At 67.2% G+C, this 15,527-nt stretch carries 16 protein-coding genes; 10 read left to right on the top strand and 6 right to left on the bottom strand.

From position 1 onward, the window contains the following. The first annotated feature begins 74 nt into the window (after positions 1–74). The 10 genes from NU688_RS23500 to NU688_RS23455 all read left to right on the top strand — a co-directional run bounded on the left by NU688_RS23500 (position 75) and on the right by NU688_RS23455 (position 9,984). Positions 75–845 carry an amino acid ABC transporter permease gene (locus tag NU688_RS23500; protein WP_257863214.1) on the top strand — a complete coding sequence of 257 codons (771 nt, stop codon included), beginning with the start codon at positions 75–77 and terminating at the stop codon, positions 843–845. 31 nt (positions 846–876) lie between these two features. Then, positions 877–2,502 carry an MFS transporter gene (locus NU688_RS23495; RefSeq protein ID WP_257863213.1) on the top strand — a complete coding sequence of 542 codons (1,626 nt, stop codon included), beginning with the start codon at positions 877–879 and terminating at the stop codon, positions 2,500–2,502. A 156-nt stretch (positions 2,503–2,658) separates the two neighbouring features. Next, positions 2,659–3,480 (top strand): creatininase family protein, encoded by an 822-nt coding sequence (locus tag NU688_RS23490; RefSeq protein ID WP_198788872.1) that lies wholly within the window; start codon positions 2,659–2,661, stop codon positions 3,478–3,480. Positions 3,481–3,503: 23 nt separating this feature from the next. Beyond that, positions 3,504–4,304 (top strand): ABC transporter ATP-binding protein, encoded by an 801-nt coding sequence (locus NU688_RS23485; RefSeq protein WP_206176200.1) that lies wholly within the window; start codon positions 3,504–3,506, stop codon positions 4,302–4,304. Continuing rightward, positions 4,282–5,163, top strand: a complete 882-nt coding sequence (locus NU688_RS23480; RefSeq protein ID WP_257863211.1) for an ABC transporter permease — start codon at positions 4,282–4,284, stop codon at positions 5,161–5,163. Before NU688_RS23485 ends, NU688_RS23480 begins: the two co-directional genes overlap by 23 nt. 4 nt (positions 5,164–5,167) lie before the next feature. Continuing rightward, positions 5,168–6,532, top strand: coding sequence for an FAD-binding oxidoreductase (locus tag NU688_RS23475; protein WP_257863298.1), 1,365 nt, complete (start codon positions 5,168–5,170; stop codon positions 6,530–6,532). Positions 6,533–6,587: 55 nt separating this feature from the next. Further along, the gene (locus NU688_RS23470; RefSeq protein ID WP_257863210.1) at positions 6,588–7,616 is read left to right on the top strand and encodes an ABC transporter substrate-binding protein; all 1,029 of its coding nucleotides are present in this window, start codon (positions 6,588–6,590) and stop codon (positions 7,614–7,616) included. Between the two features lie 144 nt (positions 7,617–7,760). Next, complete coding sequence (locus tag NU688_RS23465) at positions 7,761–8,351, top strand: NAD(P)H-dependent oxidoreductase (protein WP_257863209.1); 591 nt, start codon at positions 7,761–7,763, stop codon at positions 8,349–8,351. A 26-nt stretch (positions 8,352–8,377) separates the two neighbouring features. After that, positions 8,378–9,337, top strand: a complete 960-nt coding sequence (locus tag NU688_RS23460; protein ID WP_257863208.1) for a PDR/VanB family oxidoreductase — start codon at positions 8,378–8,380, stop codon at positions 9,335–9,337. After that, positions 9,334–9,984 (top strand): TetR family transcriptional regulator C-terminal domain-containing protein, encoded by a 651-nt coding sequence (locus tag NU688_RS23455; RefSeq protein WP_257863207.1) that lies wholly within the window; start codon positions 9,334–9,336, stop codon positions 9,982–9,984. The genes NU688_RS23460 and NU688_RS23455 overlap by 4 nt, the downstream gene beginning before the upstream one ends. On the opposite strand, the gene NU688_RS23450 is transcribed toward NU688_RS23455, so the two are convergent. The 6 genes from NU688_RS23450 to denD are packed head-to-tail and all read right to left on the bottom strand — an operon-like array spanning position 9,977 to position 15,525. After that, on the bottom strand, positions 9,977–10,438 hold the full coding sequence (locus NU688_RS23450; protein WP_257863206.1) for a RidA family protein: 462 nt from the start codon (positions 10,436–10,438) through the stop codon (positions 9,977–9,979). The two genes, NU688_RS23455 and NU688_RS23450, sit on opposite strands and share 8 nt — an antisense overlap. Beyond that, a complete protein-coding gene (locus NU688_RS23445) occupies positions 10,435–11,631 on the bottom strand; it encodes an amidohydrolase family protein (RefSeq protein WP_257863205.1) in 1,197 nt (398 codons plus the stop codon). The genes NU688_RS23450 and NU688_RS23445 overlap by 4 nt, the downstream gene beginning before the upstream one ends. After that, positions 11,628–12,449, bottom strand: a complete 822-nt coding sequence (gene otnI / locus NU688_RS23440; protein ID WP_257863204.1) for a 2-oxo-tetronate isomerase — start codon at positions 12,447–12,449, stop codon at positions 11,628–11,630. Before otnI ends, NU688_RS23445 begins: the two co-directional genes overlap by 4 nt. A gap of 11 nt (positions 12,450–12,460) precedes the next feature. Then, a complete protein-coding gene (locus NU688_RS23435; RefSeq protein WP_257863203.1) occupies positions 12,461–13,126 on the bottom strand; it encodes an aldolase in 666 nt (221 codons plus the stop codon). Continuing rightward, the gene (gene otnK, locus NU688_RS23430) at positions 13,123–14,502 is read right to left on the bottom strand and encodes a 3-oxo-tetronate kinase (protein WP_257863202.1); all 1,380 of its coding nucleotides are present in this window, start codon (positions 14,500–14,502) and stop codon (positions 13,123–13,125) included. The genes NU688_RS23435 and otnK overlap by 4 nt, the downstream gene beginning before the upstream one ends. A gap of 3 nt (positions 14,503–14,505) precedes the next feature. After that, positions 14,506–15,525, bottom strand: a complete 1,020-nt coding sequence (gene denD, locus NU688_RS23425) for a D-erythronate dehydrogenase (protein WP_257863201.1) — start codon at positions 15,523–15,525, stop codon at positions 14,506–14,508. Positions 15,526–15,527: the final 2 nt, after the last annotated feature.

Below are 15,527 nucleotides of genomic sequence, written 5' to 3'. Positions count from 1 at the left end.
CCTGTGACCCGATCACGGCCGCCCTCGAAGCGGCCGTTTGTTTTTTTGAGAGTGATGACGCGAAGGCGATGAATATGGAACAACCGATCCTCCTGTTTGGATGGTTCCGCTGGGACATCCTGGTCGAATACAAGGACCTGTTCTGGCAAGGCGCGTGGATGACGCTGCGCATGACGGTGGTGTGCGTGCTGCTGGGTTCGAGCTGGGGCCTGTGCCTCGCGCTCGCGCGCCTCGCGCAGCCGCGCCACGCACCATGGACCTGGGTCGCGCGCTTCTTTCTGCGCTGGCCAGCCACGGTGTACGTGAGCTTCTTCCGCGGCACGCCGCTGTTCGTGCAGATCCTCTTGATCCACTTCGCGGTGATGCCGGTGTTCATCCATCCGACGAGCGGCATCCTCATCGACGGCGAGCTCGCGCGCACCTTGAAGCAGGAGCACGGTGCACTCATCTCGGGTGTGGTGGCGCTCACGCTCAACTCGGCGGCGTACATCTCGGAGGTGTTCCGCGCGGGCATCCAGTCGATCTCGCGCGGGCAGTTCGATGCGGGCCGCTCGATCGGTTTTTCGCCCGCACAGGTGATGCGCTACGTGGTGCTGCCGCAGGCCTTCCGCCGCATGCTGCCGCCGCTGGGCAACAACGCGATCGCGCTGCTGAAAGATACCTCGCTGGTCTCCGCCATCGGCCTGGCCGAGCTGGCGTATGCGGCGCGCACCGTGGCCGGCGCCTATGCGCGCTACTGGGAGCCGTACCTCGCGATTTCTGTCGTCTACTGGGTGATGACGCTGGTGCTGACGACGATGCTGCGCAGGCTCGAACATCGCCTCGCGCGCAGCGACCGTGGCTGACGGCAATAAGCCGACGCCACAATAGCGCCACATGCCCCCCATAACGACCGAAGAGACACCCCTTCCGCCCACGCGGCCGCAACCCTCGAAGTTCGCGGCCCTCGAGCCCCTGAAGCTCCCCGTGTTCCGCATGCTGTGGAGCACCTGGCTCATCGCCAACATCTGCATGTGGATGAACGATGTGGCCGCGGCGTGGATGATGACCTCGCTGACCACCTCGCCGATCTGGGTCGCGCTGGTGCAGTCGGCCTCCACCTTGCCGGTGTTCCTGCTGGGCCTTCCGAGCGGTGCGCTGGCCGACATCCTCGATCGCCGGCGCTGGCTGGTGGCCACGCAGTTCTGGCTCGCCGGCACGGCCATCGTGCTGTGCGCGGCACTGGCGCTCGACCTCATGACCGCGCCGCTGCTGCTCGCGCTCACCTTCGCCAACGGCATCGGCCTCGCGCTGCGCTGGCCGGTGTTCTCGGCCATCGTGCCGGAGCTCGTCCCGCGCCCGCAGCTGCCGGCGGCGCTCGGCCTGAACGGCATCGCGATGAACGCCTCGCGCATCATCGGCCCGCTCACGGCCGGCATGCTGATCGCGAGCGCGGGGACCATCTGGGTGTTCGCGCTCAACGCGGTGCTGTCGGTGGCCTCGGGCTTCGTGGTGCTGCGCTGGCGGCGCGAGCACACGCCCAATCCGCTGGGCCGCGAGAAGCTCATCAGCGCGATGCGCGTGGGCGTGCAGTTCGTGCGGCAGTCGCAGCGCATGCGTGCGGTGCTCACGCGCATCTCGATCTTCTTCTTCCACTCGACGGCGCTGCTCGCGCTGCTGCCGCTGCTGGCGCGCAACCTCAAGGGCGGCGATGCAGGCACCTTCACGCTGCTGCTGGCCGCGATGGGCTCGGGCGCAATCGTCGCGGTGCTGTTCCTGCCGCGGCTGCGCCAGGCGCTCGGGCGCGACCAGCTGGTGCTGCGCGGCACGCTGCTGCAGTCGGGCGCCACGGCGGTGATGGCCTTCGCGCCCAATGCGTGGGTCGCGGTGCCGGCGATGTTCTTCGGCGGCATGGCGTGGATCACGGTGGCCAATTCGCTCTCGGTGTCGGCGCAGCTCGCGCTGCCCGACTGGGTGCGGGCGCGCGGCATGTCGATGTACCAGATGGCCATCATGGGCGCGAGCGCGATCGGTGCGGCCATCTGGGGCCAGGTGGCGACCATGACCGCCCTGAACCTGAGCCTGGCGGTGGCTGCGGTGAGCGGCACGCTGCTGATGCTCATCGCCCTGCGCTTCGTGACCGATGTGACCGGTGAAGACAACACCAGCCCCGCCGAAGCCGGCTGGGCCGCGGGTCCGCCGGCCGAGGCGCCGCTGGAAGAAGGGCGCGTGGTGATCACGGTCGAGTACCTGATCGAACCGGCGCGCGCCGCGGCCTTCCACATCGTCATGCAGCAGACGCGCCGCGCGCGCCTGAGCCAGGGCGCCATCGGCTGGGAGCTGCTGCACGACATCGCGCAGCCCAGCCGCTACGTGGAGCAGATCGTCGACGAGTCGTGGACCGATCACCTGCGCCGCTTCAACCGCGCGACGGCCAGCGACATGGTGCTGCGGGAGCGGCGGCTGGCTTTTCACATGGGCGAGACGTCGCCGGTGGTCACGCGGTACATAGTGCGGCGATGAAGGACGCCAGGGGCGCCTGGATTTATCCAGGTCGTCTGATTTGCTGCATGGGCACCGCTCTTGCTTACGGGGTACGGGTAAACGCCGAGCTACTTTTTTTGACCGATCGGATAATTTAGGCCATCATCCAGCCGTCGCGTCACGAGGTACACCCCGATGAATCCGCCCACACTGCGCAGCCGCTTCTGGTCCGACCTGACCAGCGAAGAGTTCTCCCGCCTCGACCGCGAACGGCTCATCGCCGTGCTGCCGGTGGGCGCCACCGAGCAGCACGGTCCGCACCTGCCGATGTCCACCGACACCGCCACCATCGACGGCATGGTGCGCGCCACGCTCCCGCACCTGCCCGACGACCTGCCGGTGCTGTTTCTGCCGACCGTGCCCTACGGCAAGAGCAACGAGCATTCGCGCTACCCGGGCACGCTCACCGTGTCGGCGAACACGCTGATCTCGCTGTGGAAGGACATCGGCGCCTGCGTCGCGAAGGCCGGCGTGCGCAAGCTGGTGCTCTACAACAGCCACGGTGGCCAGATGAGCGTGATGGACATCGTGGCGCGCGACCTGCGTGAGGAACACGACATGATGGTCGTCGCCGCCAACTGGTACACGCTGGGCCTGCCCGAGGGGCTCTTCACCGCGCACGAAGGCAAGCACGGCATCCACGCGGGCGACCTCGAAAGCTCGGTGATGCTGCACCTCACGCCGGACTACGTGCGCCGCGACCAGTTCCAGAACTTCAGCTCGATGACCGAGCAACTGGCCGCAGAAAACAAGTTCCTCTCGATCACCCCCAGCGGCAAGCTCGGCTGGCAGATGCACGACATCAACCCCTCGGGCGCAGCCGGCGACGCCACGCGCGCCACCGCCGAGAAGGGCGCCGCGGTGCTCGACCATGTGGGCCGGCGCTTCGTCGAATTGCTGCACGAGGTGGACCGCTTTCCCCTGTCTCGTCTCGCCAACGAACCTGCCTGGCGCTAGGCTCCCGGCTCAAAGAACGCGCCATGGAAAGCACCACGCCATCCACCCCGCCGCTGGTCAGCCTGCGCCATGTCAGCAAGCGTTTTGCCAACGGCACGCTCGCGCTGCAGGGCATGACGCTCGACATCGGTGAGCACGACTTCATCAGTTTTCTCGGCCCCTCGGGCTGCGGCAAGAGCACGGCGTTGCGTCTGATTGCCGGCCTCACCCGGCTCAGCTCGGGCGAGATGCACTGGTCCGGTGCCAATACCGGTAAGACGCAGAGCGACCGCGACCTGGGTTTCGTGTTCCAGGAGCCCACGCTCATGCCCTGGGCCAAGGTGTTCGACAACGTGTGGCTGCCGCTCAAACTGGCCGGCCAGAGCCGCGATGCGGCGGCGCCGGTGGTGCAGCAGGTGCTGGAGATGGTCGGCCTCTCGCGCTTTGCCGACGTGTACCCGCGCGAGCTCTCGGGCGGCATGAAGATGCGTGTGTCGATCGCGCGCGCATTGGTCACGCATCCGCGCCTGCTGCTGATGGACGAGCCCTTCGCTGCGCTGGATGAAATGACGCGCATCAAGCTCAACAACGACCTGCTCGCCATCTGGCGCGAGCACCGCTTCTCGGTGGTGTTCGTCACGCACAGCGTGTACGAGTCGGTGTATCTGTCGAACCGCATCGTGGTGATGGCCGCGCGCCCGGGCCGCGTCATTGACGAGATCCGCATCGACGAGCCTTATCCGCGCGGCGAAGAGTTCCGCACCTCCAGCCGCTACAACGCGCACTGCACTGCCGTGTCTCAATCCCTGCACGGAGCCCTGCATGGCGTCGACATCGATCACTGAACCCGTGGCCCTCGCGGACGTGGACACGGCGCCTTCCGAGGCCTCGTTGCGCGCGCACGAAGACAAGTTGCGCCGGCGCGAATCGCTGCTGCGCATCGTCGTGCCCGCGGCCATCGTCGTGGTGCTGCTGCTGATCTGGGAATGGACGGTGCGCGCCAACAACATCCCGCACTACATCCTGCCCGCGCCCTCGCTCATCCTGAAGACGCTGTTCGACAACTGGGACACGCTCTCCAGCGCGCTGTGGTTCACCGTAAAGCTCACGCTGCTCGCACTGCTGGCGGCCATCGTCGGCGGCGTGCTGCTGGCCATCGCGTTCGCGCTCTTCAAGTGGGTGGAGATCGGCCTCTTCCCCATCGCGGTGATCCTTCAGGTGACGCCGATCATCGCGATCGCGCCGCTGATCCTGATCTACGTCTCGAGCACGACCGCGGCGCTGCTGCTGTGCGCGTGGATCGTGGCGTTCTTCCCGATCCTGTCGAACACCGTCATCGGGCTCAAGAGCGCCGACAGCAACCTGCGCGACCTGTTCCAGCTCTACAAGGCCTCGCCCTGGCAGACCTTCCGCTACCTGCTCGCGCCGAGCGCGCTGCCGTACTTCATGGCGGGGCTGAAGATCGCAGGCGGTCTGAGCCTGATCGGCGCAGTGGTGGCGGAGTTCACGGCCGGCACGGCGGGCAAGGAAACGGGGTTGGCCTCGCGCATTCTCGAATCGAGTTTTCGCACCGAGATTCCGATGATGTTCGCGGCGCTGCTCCTGGTGTCGTTGCTCGGCATCGTGATCTTCATCGTGTTCGCTGCGTTGTCGCGCATGGTGCTCGGCCACTGGCACGAGAGCGAGATGCGCCGTGAACGCTAGGCCAATGCACACGGTCATCGACTGGGACGCTGTCCGCGAAGACCTGCGCGGGCTCAACCTCGTCACCGCACCGAACCAGCGCAAGCAGCTGTCGAAAGACTTCTACTGGTACAGCCCCATCCTCACCGCGCAGCTCGTGGGCTGCGTGGCCGATCTTGTCGTCAAGGTCAGCACCGAGGACGACGTGCGCCAGGCCGCGGCTGTGGCCGCGAAGTGGAAGCTCCCACTCACCGTGCGCGCGGGCGGCACCGGCAACTACGGCCAGTGCGTGCCGCTGGCAGGCGGCATCGTGCTCGACGTGACGCAGATGTGCCGCGTGCTCGACATCCAGGACGGCCGCCTTCGCGTGGAGGCCGGCGCGCGCATGCACGACATCGACCTCACCGCGCGCGAGACCGGGCAGGCGTTGCGCATGTGGCCTTCGACCTGGCATGTGGCCACCATCGGTGGCTTCATCGCGGGCGGCTTCGGCGGCATCGGGTCGTTCCGCCACGGCATCCTGCGCGACCCCGGCAACCTGCTGCGCGCGCGCGTGATGACGGTGGAGCGCGAGCCGCGCATCATCGAGCTGCACGGCGACGAGATCCAGCAGGTGCACCATGCCTACGGCACCAACGGCGTGATCCTCGATGTCGAAGTGGCGTTGAGCCCGGCCGTCGAATGGGTGCACTGCACGGCGCTCTTCGAGACGTACCGCGGCGCCCTCGACTTCGGCATTGCGGCTCAGGCGCCGACGCTCGACATCTTTTTGCTCTCCACTGTGGAGGCGCGTTTCTCGCCGTACTACACGGCGATGCGCGACCGCTTTCCGATCGACAAGCATGCGGTCTTCACCATGGTCTCGCCCGAGTCGATGGCCGAGTTTCGCGCGCTGGCCGATGCGCACGGCGGCACGATCTCCGTTGCGGGCACCGAGGCCGAGCTGCTCGCCGACGGCCTGCCGCCCGCCTACGAATGCGCGTTCAACCACACGACGCTGCAGGCGCTGAAGGCCGACCGCGGCTGGACCTATCTGCAGGTCGCGTATGCGCAACCGTTCGATCCTTCAGTAGTCGAGCGTCACTTGAAAATCTTCGGCGACGACGTGCTGCAGCACCAGGACTTTGCACGCGCCAACGGCGAGTGCGGCACCTTCGGCATCCTGCTCGTGCGCTGGAAGGGCGAGGCCCACCAGTACGAGGTGATCCGCGAGATCGAGTCGCAGGGCGGCTGCCAGATCTTCAACCCGCATGTGGTCACTATCGAAGACGGCGGCATGAAGACCATCGACACGCAGCAGATCGAGTTCAAGAAACGCAGCGACCCGATGGGCCTGATGAATCCCGGAAAAACACGCGGCTGGACGCCCGAGATGGCCGTCGAACGCTGAAAAGATTTAGTCTCCGCATCCCGTACTTTCCAAAACCTCCCAGGAGTCCGTCCCCATGCGCATCCCCGCTTTCAATCTCCGACCGCTTGCCTTCGGCTTGGCTCTCGCTGGCGCCGCCTTCGCCGCGCAGGCGCAGGAAAAAGTGGTGTTCGCCACCAACTGGAAGGCGCAGGCCGGCCACGGCGGCTTCTACCAGGCGCTGGTGGACGGCACCTACAAGAAGTACGGCCTGGATGTCGACATCCAGCAGGGCGGCCCGATGGTCAACAACCGGCCGATGCTGCCGGCCGGCAAGGTCGACTTCCTCATGACCGGCAACCTGCTGCAGTCCTTCGACAACGTGAAGAACGGCGTGCCCACCGTGGTGGTCGCGGCCTTCTTCCAGAAAGACCCGCAGGCCATCTTCGCGCACCCGGGCCAGGGCTTCGACACCTTCAAGGACATGACCAAGGCGCCCGTCGCCTTCATCGGCAAGGACGGCCAGTTCAGCTTCTGGCAGTGGATGAAGTCGGAGCACGGCTTCAAGGATTCGCAGCTCAAGCCTTACACCTTCAACGTCGGCCCGTTCCTCGCTGACAAGAAATCGATCCAGCAGGGCTATGCGATCTCGGAGCCGCTGTCGATCAAGGCACAAGCGGGCTTCGACCCGGTGGTGCAACTGCTGGCCGACAACGGCTTCTCGACCTACTCGACCACCATCGAGACGCGCGCGGACCTCATCAAGACCAAGCCCGAGACGGTGCGCAAGTTCGTCGAGGCCTCGATCATCGGCTGGAACAACTACCTCTATGGCGACAACAAGGCCGCCAACGAGATGATCGCCAAGATCAACCCCGACTCGCCCGTGGCCTCGTCGCAAGGGTCCATCGAACTCATGAAGAAGATGGGCATCGTGGACAGCGGCGAATCGCTCACCAAGGGCATCGGCGCGATGGACGAAGCCCGCGTGAAGGACTTCTACGACAAGATGGTCAAGGCCGGTCTCTACAAGGCGGGCGAGGTCGATCTCTCGAAGGTCGTGACCACGCAGTTCGTCAACAAGGGCGTCGGTGTCGACGTCCGCAAGAAGCTCGCCGGCAAGTAAGAACACTTTCGATTTTTCCCGTGGGTCGCGCGGGGCTTGCGCCGGGGTCAGATGCCGGCGCCTGGGTTGCCATAAGGCACCGCGCGGCCCTTCACTCCTTGGGCTCTGACCCCGTCTCGCCGACAGGCGAACCGGCCCTTCACCATGAAAACGCTCGTCGTCCACTGCCATCCGAACCCTGACAGCTTCAACCACGCGCTCTACCGCACCGCGCTCGACGCGCTCGAACACCGGCATACCGTCCGGACCATCGACCTCTACGCAGAGGGCTTCGATCCGACGCTCACCCGCGAAGAGCGCATCGCCTACATCGACAACCCCGACCTCATCCGCGAACGTGTGAAGCCACATGTCGAAGCGCTGCTGTGGGCCGAGCACCTGGTGTTCGTGTTCCCCATCTGGTTCTATGGGCCGCCCTCCATGCTCAAGGGCTGGCTGGAGCGGGTCTGGCTGCCGGGCGTGGCCTTCCTGCCGGCCGAGCGCAAGGGCCAGCTCACGAAGTCGGGCATGCGCCACATCCGGCGGCTCACGGTGGTGACCACGGGCGGCTCGCCGCGCTGGTTCCTGCAAGTGATCGGCGACCCCTGCCGGCGGCTGTTCACGCGGGGCCTCCGCGCGCTGTTCGCGTGGCGCTGCAAGGTGACGTGGCTGCAGTTGCACGACATGAACGCCGTCACCGAGCGCGACCGCACGCATTTCATCGAGCGCGTTTCGCGCAAGCTGCAGAACATCTAGAGAGCAGAGAGAGGGAGACAACAACCATGAGCCTCGAACGCACGCTGACCGTCCGCGTCGAACGCATCTCGCGCGAGACGCCGGAGATCCTGGCCTTCGAGCTGGCGCATCCGTGGGGGCGCGCGCTGCCGGGGTACGAGGCCGGGGCGCACATCGATGTGCACATGCCCGGTGGGTTCTCGCGCCAGTACTCGTTGGCGCGGGCGCCGTCGAATGCGCCTTCGTACGTGATCGGCGTGAAGCGCGAGCTTGCGAGCCGCGGCGGCTCGGCCTCGATGCACGAGCGCGTGCGCGAGGGCGACCTGATCGCGATCAGCACGCCGCGCAATACCTTTCCGCTGCGCGAAGAGGCCGCGCACCACTTGTTGATGGCAGGTGGCATCGGCATGACGCCGCTGCTCGCGATGGCGCAGGCGCTCGCGGCGCGCGGCGCGTCGTTCACGCTCTGCGTGTTCGCGCGCAGCGAAGAGCACCTGGCATTCGCCACTGCATTGCGCGACCCCGCGCTCGCGCCGCACCTGCGCCTTCATCTGGACCAGGGCGATGCATTGCAACGCATCGACCTTCAAGCATTGCTGGCCGAGCGCGCGCCAGGCACACACCTCTACGTCTGCGGCCCCGGCGGCTTCATGAAGGCCGTGCGTGAAGCCGCTTCGCACTGGCCCGAAGACGCCCTGCACACCGAATACTTCGCCGCGCCGACCGATGCCAACACCACCACCGGCCTGCCCTTCACGCTGAAGCTCGCGCAGCGCGGCATCACGGTGCCGGTGGCGGCGGACCAGACGGCCGTCGATGCGCTGCACGAAGTGGGCATCGACATTCCCGTGTCCTGCCAGCAGGGCCTGTGCGGCACCTGCGTGGTCGAGGGCGACGGCGAAGGCGCGGAGCACCGTGACTTCTGCCTCACCGGCACCGAGCGGCGCAGCAAGGTGGCGCTGTGCTGCTCGCGCGCCAAGGGCCTCGAACTGGTGCTGCAGCTGTGACGGTAGAGGAAACCGACAGCGAAGCACCGGCCACGCGCGGCCGCTCGCGCAAGTACACGCAGGTGCTGGGCGTCATCTACCAGGCCGCCATCGAGGTGTTCGCAAGCGAAGGGCTGGCCGGCGCCTCGACGCAGGCCATCGCCGACAAGGCCGGGCTCTCGAAGGCGCAGCTGCACTACTACATCGACAGCAAGGAAGCGCTCTACCGGCTGGTGCTGCAGGACATCCTCAACGACTGGATCGTGGTGTTCGGCTTCAGCGACGAGGCCTTCGGCCCGCGCAAGGTGCTGAGCGACCTGATCCATCGCAAGATGGTGTTCTCGTTCCAGCACCCGCTGCGCTCGCGCATCTTCACCGCCGAGATGATGCGCGGCGCGCCGGTGCTCAACACCATGATGGACACGAGCAAGGCGCGCACCGACCAGGCCGCCGCCGTGATCCAGAACTGGATGAACCAGGGCCTGATGGACACCGCCGACCCGATGCTGGTGCTGTTCCACATCTGGGCGGTGACGCAGTTCTATGCGGACCATGCGACGCAGGCCGCGTACTTCCGAAACGTCGCGCAGGACGGCGACGACAAGGACCGAAGCTACCTGATCGCGCAGGTGACGGATTTCCTGCTCAAGGGCGCGGGGGTCAAGTAGCCCGCGGCAAATACATCGTCGCTTCGACCTCGACCAGCACCTCATCGCCCGGCAGGAAGCGCGACACTTCGACCACCGTGCTCACCGGCGGCTCGCCCGGATAGAAGAGGCCGCGCACGCGGTTGTAGAACGCGTAGTGCGGCAGGTGGCGGAAGTACTGCACCAGCTTGACCACGTCGTCCATCGTGCCGCCATGCTCGGCCGCGATCTGGCGGATGCGTTCGAGCACGAACCAGCTCTGCGCGACGATGGGCGCTTCGAACACATCGACCGACATCTGGCCGGTGGCGTAGCCCACGCCCTGCAGGGCGGTGCGGGCTTCTTCGGGAATGTCGTCGTAGCCCGCGACCGCGCGGCGCTTGGCCGGATCGACCGCGACCACGCCGCTCATGAAGACGAAATCGCCGACGCGTTTCGCGGCGGCGTAGTTGGCCATTGGCTTGCCCATGCTCATGTTGTTTTCTCCAGAATTCGACCGGCACGGATGACAGTGCGTTCGCGCCCGCGCGGGCCGACGAGTTCATGCTCGTCGGTCGCCGCGAGCACCACCAGGTCCGCGGGGCAGCCCGGTGCGATGCAGCCGTCCCACGCCAGGCCAAGCGCCTTCGCGGGGCTGACGGTGATCGCATCGAGCCAATCGCCCGCGGGCGCGAGGTGCGCCATCTGCACGCCGAGGCCGAAGGTCTCCACGAGGTCGTAGCTGCCGTAGGGATAGAAGGCGTCCTGCACGTTGTCCGTGGCCAGGCTCGCACGCAAGCCCCGTGCCGCGGCTTCGTGGATGCGCGTGATGCCGCGCGGCACGGGGGTGCGGTCCCAGGCACCTTGCAGGTAGAGGTTGGTAGTGGGCAGCGCGACGATGTGGATTCCTGCACCGGCGCAGAGTGCGAGCGTTTCGTTGGCGACAGCGTCGTCCTGCACCGAGAGCGAGCAGCAGTGGCCGCAAACAACGCCCTGCTTGAAGTCTCGCGCGCGCACGAGTTGGGCGATGCTGCGCAGGCCCGTGGCATCGGCATCGAGCCCTTCGTCAACATGGAAGTCGAGGCCGAGTCCGTGTTGCTGCGCGAGATCGAACACGCGGCCCAGCTTGCGGACGATGCCTTCGTTGCGGTAGACGAACGCGCCGAGCACGCCGCCCGCGCGCTTCACTTCGCTAGCGATGCGCTCGCCGGCCACGAGGTCCGCGAACACATCGAGCGGGGTGAGCGAGACGAACTGCAGTTCGATGCGGCCACGCCACTCCTCGCGCAGCCCTTCGAACACGGCCAGCGCGGCCGGCGCCTCAGGCTGCACCCAGTCGATGTGCGTGCGCAGTGCGCGCGTGCCCGACTGCCAGGCGTCGTGCAGTGCGCGTTCCATGCGCAGGCGCAGCGTTTCGCCGGTCCAGCCGGCGCGGTGTTTCTCCATGCGCTCGATGGCCGCGAACAGGTTGCCCTGCGCCGCGCCCACGTCCTGCACCGTGTAGTTCTTGTCGATGTGCGCGTGCGCCTCGACCAGCGCGCTCAGCAGCGTGCCGCGCGCCTGGGTCTGCGAAGCGCTGGGCACGATGGCAGCGACCTTGTCGCCATCGAGCGTGACGTCGAAGACCTGCGCATCGCCCGCCGCGAAGCCACGCAGCGGCGCCGGGATGCGCAGCGCATCGAGCTTCATGCGCGCTGTTGTTGCAGTGCGCGCAGCCAGCCCAGGCCGGCCGACGTGCCGCCGGGCTCCGAACCGCGCTTGGGTCGGTACTCGCAGCCGACCCAGCCCTGCCAGCCGCTCTGCTCGGAGACCTCGTCGATCACATCGAAGAGATAGCCGTAGTTCTGCTCGCCGATATCCGGCTCGTGCCGCTCGGGCACGCCGGCGATCTGCAGGTGGCCGACGCGGCCGGTCGGCAGGTATTTGCGGATCTTCATCGCCACGTCGCCTTCGACGATCTGGCAGTGGTACAGGTCCATCTGCACCTTGAGGTTGGGTGCGCCGATGGTCTCGACGATCTCGTGCGCGTGGTCTTGCCGGTTGAGGAAGAAACCGGGAATGTCGCGCGTGTTGATCGGCTCGATCAGCACGTCGCGGCCCGCCTTCGCGGCCTCTTCGGCGGCCCAGCGCAGGTTGTCGAGGTACACGGGCTGCACCGCATCGCGCTGCAGATCCGCGGGCACGAGGCCGGCCATGACGTGGATGCGCGGGCAGTCGAGCGCCACGGCGTAGTCGATGGCCTTTGCAATGCCGTCGCGGAACTCGGCATCGCGGCCGGGCAGGCACGCGAGGCCGCGCTCGCCGCCCTCCCAGTTGCCGGGCGGGCCGTTGAAGAGCACCTGCTGCAGGCCGTTGTGCTTCAGGCGCGCGACGATGTCTTCTTTTGCGAAGGCATACGGGAACAGGTATTCGACGGCCTTGAAGCCGTCTTTGGCTGCGGCATCGAAGCGGTCGAGGAAATCGAGCTCGGGATAGAGCATCGAGAGGTTGGCTGCGAATTGAGGCATGGTTTGTCTGACTACCAGCGCGCACCGAAGGTGGTGCGCAGTTCATCGATCTGTTGGGCATCCAGCGGCTCAGGCCTTGCGGCACTCATGAGCATCTGGAGCCTGGCGGTTTCTTCGAGTTCCTCGAGCACGGCCATGGCGGCGGCCGGCGTCTCGTGCCACACGTTGGGGCCGAGGCGTTCGAGCATCACGGCGCGCAGGGGCGTGCCCGCGGCGCCGAAGCGCTCGATGGCTTGCGCCACCTTCTCCGCCGCCTCCGGCGCACCGGGGCGGTGGTACGGAATGAGTGGCACGTGGCCGACCTTCATCACGAAGTACGGCGTGAGCGCGGGCAGCAGTTCGTCGCCCGCTGCATTCAGCGTGAGCGCGACGCAATGCGTGCTGTGCGTGTGGATCACGCAGGCTGTCTGTGCATCGAACTTACGCGCGGCTGCGTAGATGCGCGTGTGCAGCGCGATGGTCTTGCTGGCGCGGTCGCCGCCGGTCTGCCGGCCGTCCGCATCGAGCCGCGCAAGCCGCGCCGGGTCGAGAAAGCCGAGGCACGCATCGGTCGGCGTGATGAGGAACCCATCGTCCAGCCGCACGCTGATGTTGCCCGCCGTCGCATGCACATAGCCGCGCTCGAACAGGCTGCGGCCGACACGGCAGATTTCTTCGCGTGCTTGGTTCTCGGTCATGCCAGCACTGTAAAGGCCTTGGTGAAGAAATCGTCGCCGCCGAAGTTGCCCGACTTGAGCGCGATGTGCATGCCCGCGCCATCAGTGGTTTTGGCGGCTTCGGCCCGCGCATGGCACCACGGCACGCCGGGGTCGATCTGCGGGCCGATCTGCATCTGCGCGATGCCCAGCGCCTGCACGCAGGCGCCCGAGGTTTCGCCACCTGCAACGACCAACTGGCGCACGCCCTGGTCGACCAGGCCGCGTGCGATGGCGGCGATGGTGCGTTCGACCATCGCGCCCGCTTCCTCGACACCGAGCTTGCCCTGCACCGACTTCACGGCGCCGGCCTCGGCGGTGGAATAGACCAGCACCGGTTGCCTGGCGACGAGCGGCGCGGCCCATGCCAACGCTTCGGCCGCGACATCGACGCCCGCCGCGATGCGCAGCGGATCGATGGCCAGCGCCGCGCCGCCGCGCTGGATGAAGTCGAGCACCTGCCGGTTGGTGGCGAGCGAGCAGCTGCCCGACACGATGGCACGCAGCCCGCTCGCTGACGGCAACGCGCTGGCTTGCGAAGAAGGCGAGAGCCCGAAGTTGGCGGGCAGCCCGATGGCCACGCCCGAACCGGCAGTGACCAGCGGCATCTTCGCGAGCGCCGGGCCGAGGCGGAGCAGGTCGTCGTTCGACACCGCATCGACGATCGCGATCGAAACGCCCTCGCCCTTGAGTTGCGCGATGCGTTCGGTGATGGCCGCATCGCCGCGCGCCACCACTGTGTGATCGATCAGCCCCACCTTGCGCGTGCACTGCGCCTGCAGCACGCGCACGAGGTTCGCATCGGTCATCGGCGTGAGCGGATGGTTCTGCATGCCGCTCTCGTTGAGCAGCACGTCGCCCGCGAACAGGTAGCCCTTGAAGACGGTGCGCTTGTTGTCCGGGAAGGCGGGCGTGGCGATGGTGAAGTCGCAGTTCAGCGCCTCCATCAGCGCCTCGGTGACCGGGCCGATGTTGCCCCTGACCTCGCCGGTGAACGTGCTGTCGAAGGTGGAGCAGTACTTGAAGTAGATCTGCTGCGCGCCCTGCGCCTGCAGCCAGCGCAGTGCGTCGAGCGATTGCGCAATGGCCTCGGCCGGCGTGATGGTGCGCGACTTGAGCGCGACCACCACCGCATCGACATCCGCATCGAGCGGCAAAATTTCGGCCCCCACGCTCGGCACTTCGTGTCCTCGCTGCCCCCCAAGGGGGCGCGCGCTTGCTTGGGGCGGCCCGGCGCGGCGCGCCTCCGGCACGCCGATGGCCTGCACCACGCGCATGCCGGCGCGCACGAGGTTGTTGGCGAGGTCGGTCGCGCCGGTGAAATCGTCGGCGATACAGCCGAGCACTAATTTGCCCATCGATCAGTCCTTGGTGGCAACAGGCAACTTCACGGCCTGCGGGTTCTCGCGCACGTAGTCGCGCAGGATGGCGTCGAAGCTCGCATCCGCTTTGAGGCCCAGCGCCTCGGCGCGCGCGGCGTGGATGCGGCTCGGCCAGCTGGTGACGATCTTCGCGACCTGCGCGTCGGGCGTCCAGTCGATCAAACCCGTGGCGTCCTTGCCCGCGATGCGTTCGAGCGCATCGGCCATCTCGCGCACTGTCGTGGTCAATGCGGGCAGGTTGATGGCGGTGCGTGCGCCCCATTCGGCCGCGCTCGCGGTGGCCGCGCGCACGATGCCCGCGACGGTGTTGCCGGGCGAGGCCAGCGCGACCGGTGTTTCAGGCGCCACCGGGCAGCGCGCGCGTTCGCCGGCCAGCGGCTCGCGCAGCATGCCGCTCAGGAAGCTGGAGGCGGCGCCGTTGGGTCGACCAGGGCGCACCGACACCGTCATGAGCCGCACGTTGCGGCCCTGCACGAAACCCTTGCGCGTGAAGTCGGCCACGAGCTGTTCGCCGATGAACTTCTGGATGCCGTAGCTGTTCTGCGGCGTCGGCAGCGTCGTGTCCTCGATCACCGCGGGCAGGCGCTGCTCGGGCGAATCGCCGAACACCGCGACCGAGCTGGAGAACACGAACACCGGCGCATGGCCCGCGCGGCGGCAGGCATCGAGCAGCGCGCGGGTGGTGTCGAGGTTGCTGCGCATGCCGAGGTCGAAGTCCGCCTCGCATTCGCCGCTCACGGCCGCTGCGAGGTGGAAGACGGCATCGGTGTCGGCCAGCAGCAATGCGCCGTTGCCGGCCTGCTCGTAGAGGTCGCCCTGCACGAACTGGATGCGGGCGTCGGCTGCGAGGTCGGCGGGCGGCGGCACGCGGTCGGCCAGCGTGATGCGCGCGATGTCCCTGGCCGGGCCGCCGGCCAGTGCGAGCGGTCCGCCCGCGAGCAGCGTGCGCGCGAGGCGTGCGCCGAGAAAGCCGCAGCCGCCGGTGATGAGGATGTTCATGG

Origin of the sequence: Variovorax sp. ZS18.2.2, assembly GCF_024701975.1 — a bacterium.
Lineage (GTDB): Bacteria > Pseudomonadota > Gammaproteobacteria > Burkholderiales > Burkholderiaceae_C > Variovorax.
Note: the sequence above shows the minus strand (reverse complement) of the source record. Positions and strands in the feature narration are given on the sequence as shown.

Excerpts from the sequence above, each read along its gene's own strand:
- NU688_RS23500 (WP_257863214.1), top strand. The coding sequence starts at position 75 with ATGGAACAACCGATCCTCCTGTTTGGATGGTTCCGCTGGGACATCCTG.
- NU688_RS23495 (WP_257863213.1), top strand. The coding sequence starts at position 877 with ATGCCCCCCATAACGACCGAAGAGACACCCCTTCCGCCCACGCGGCCG.
- NU688_RS23490 (WP_198788872.1), top strand. The coding sequence starts at position 2,659 with ATGAATCCGCCCACACTGCGCAGCCGCTTCTGGTCCGACCTGACCAGC.
- NU688_RS23485 (WP_206176200.1), top strand. The coding sequence starts at position 3,504 with ATGGAAAGCACCACGCCATCCACCCCGCCGCTGGTCAGCCTGCGCCAT.
- NU688_RS23480 (WP_257863211.1), top strand. The coding sequence starts at position 4,282 with ATGGCGTCGACATCGATCACTGAACCCGTGGCCCTCGCGGACGTGGAC.
- NU688_RS23475 (WP_257863298.1), top strand. The coding sequence starts at position 5,168 with ATGCACACGGTCATCGACTGGGACGCTGTCCGCGAAGACCTGCGCGGG.
- NU688_RS23470 (WP_257863210.1), top strand. The coding sequence starts at position 6,588 with ATGCGCATCCCCGCTTTCAATCTCCGACCGCTTGCCTTCGGCTTGGCT.
- NU688_RS23465 (WP_257863209.1), top strand. The coding sequence starts at position 7,761 with ATGAAAACGCTCGTCGTCCACTGCCATCCGAACCCTGACAGCTTCAAC.
- NU688_RS23460 (WP_257863208.1), top strand. The coding sequence starts at position 8,378 with ATGAGCCTCGAACGCACGCTGACCGTCCGCGTCGAACGCATCTCGCGC.
- NU688_RS23450 (WP_257863206.1), bottom strand. The coding sequence starts at position 10,438 with ATGAGCATGGGCAAGCCAATGGCCAACTACGCCGCCGCGAAACGCGTC.
- NU688_RS23445 (WP_257863205.1), bottom strand. The coding sequence starts at position 11,631 with ATGAAGCTCGATGCGCTGCGCATCCCGGCGCCGCTGCGTGGCTTCGCG.
- otnI (WP_257863204.1), bottom strand. The coding sequence starts at position 12,449 with ATGCCTCAATTCGCAGCCAACCTCTCGATGCTCTATCCCGAGCTCGAT.
- NU688_RS23435 (WP_257863203.1), bottom strand. The coding sequence starts at position 13,126 with ATGACCGAGAACCAAGCACGCGAAGAAATCTGCCGTGTCGGCCGCAGC.
- otnK (WP_257863202.1), bottom strand. The coding sequence starts at position 14,502 with ATGGGCAAATTAGTGCTCGGCTGTATCGCCGACGATTTCACCGGCGCG.
- denD (WP_257863201.1), bottom strand. The coding sequence starts at position 15,525 with ATGAACATCCTCATCACCGGCGGCTGCGGCTTTCTCGGCGCACGCCTC.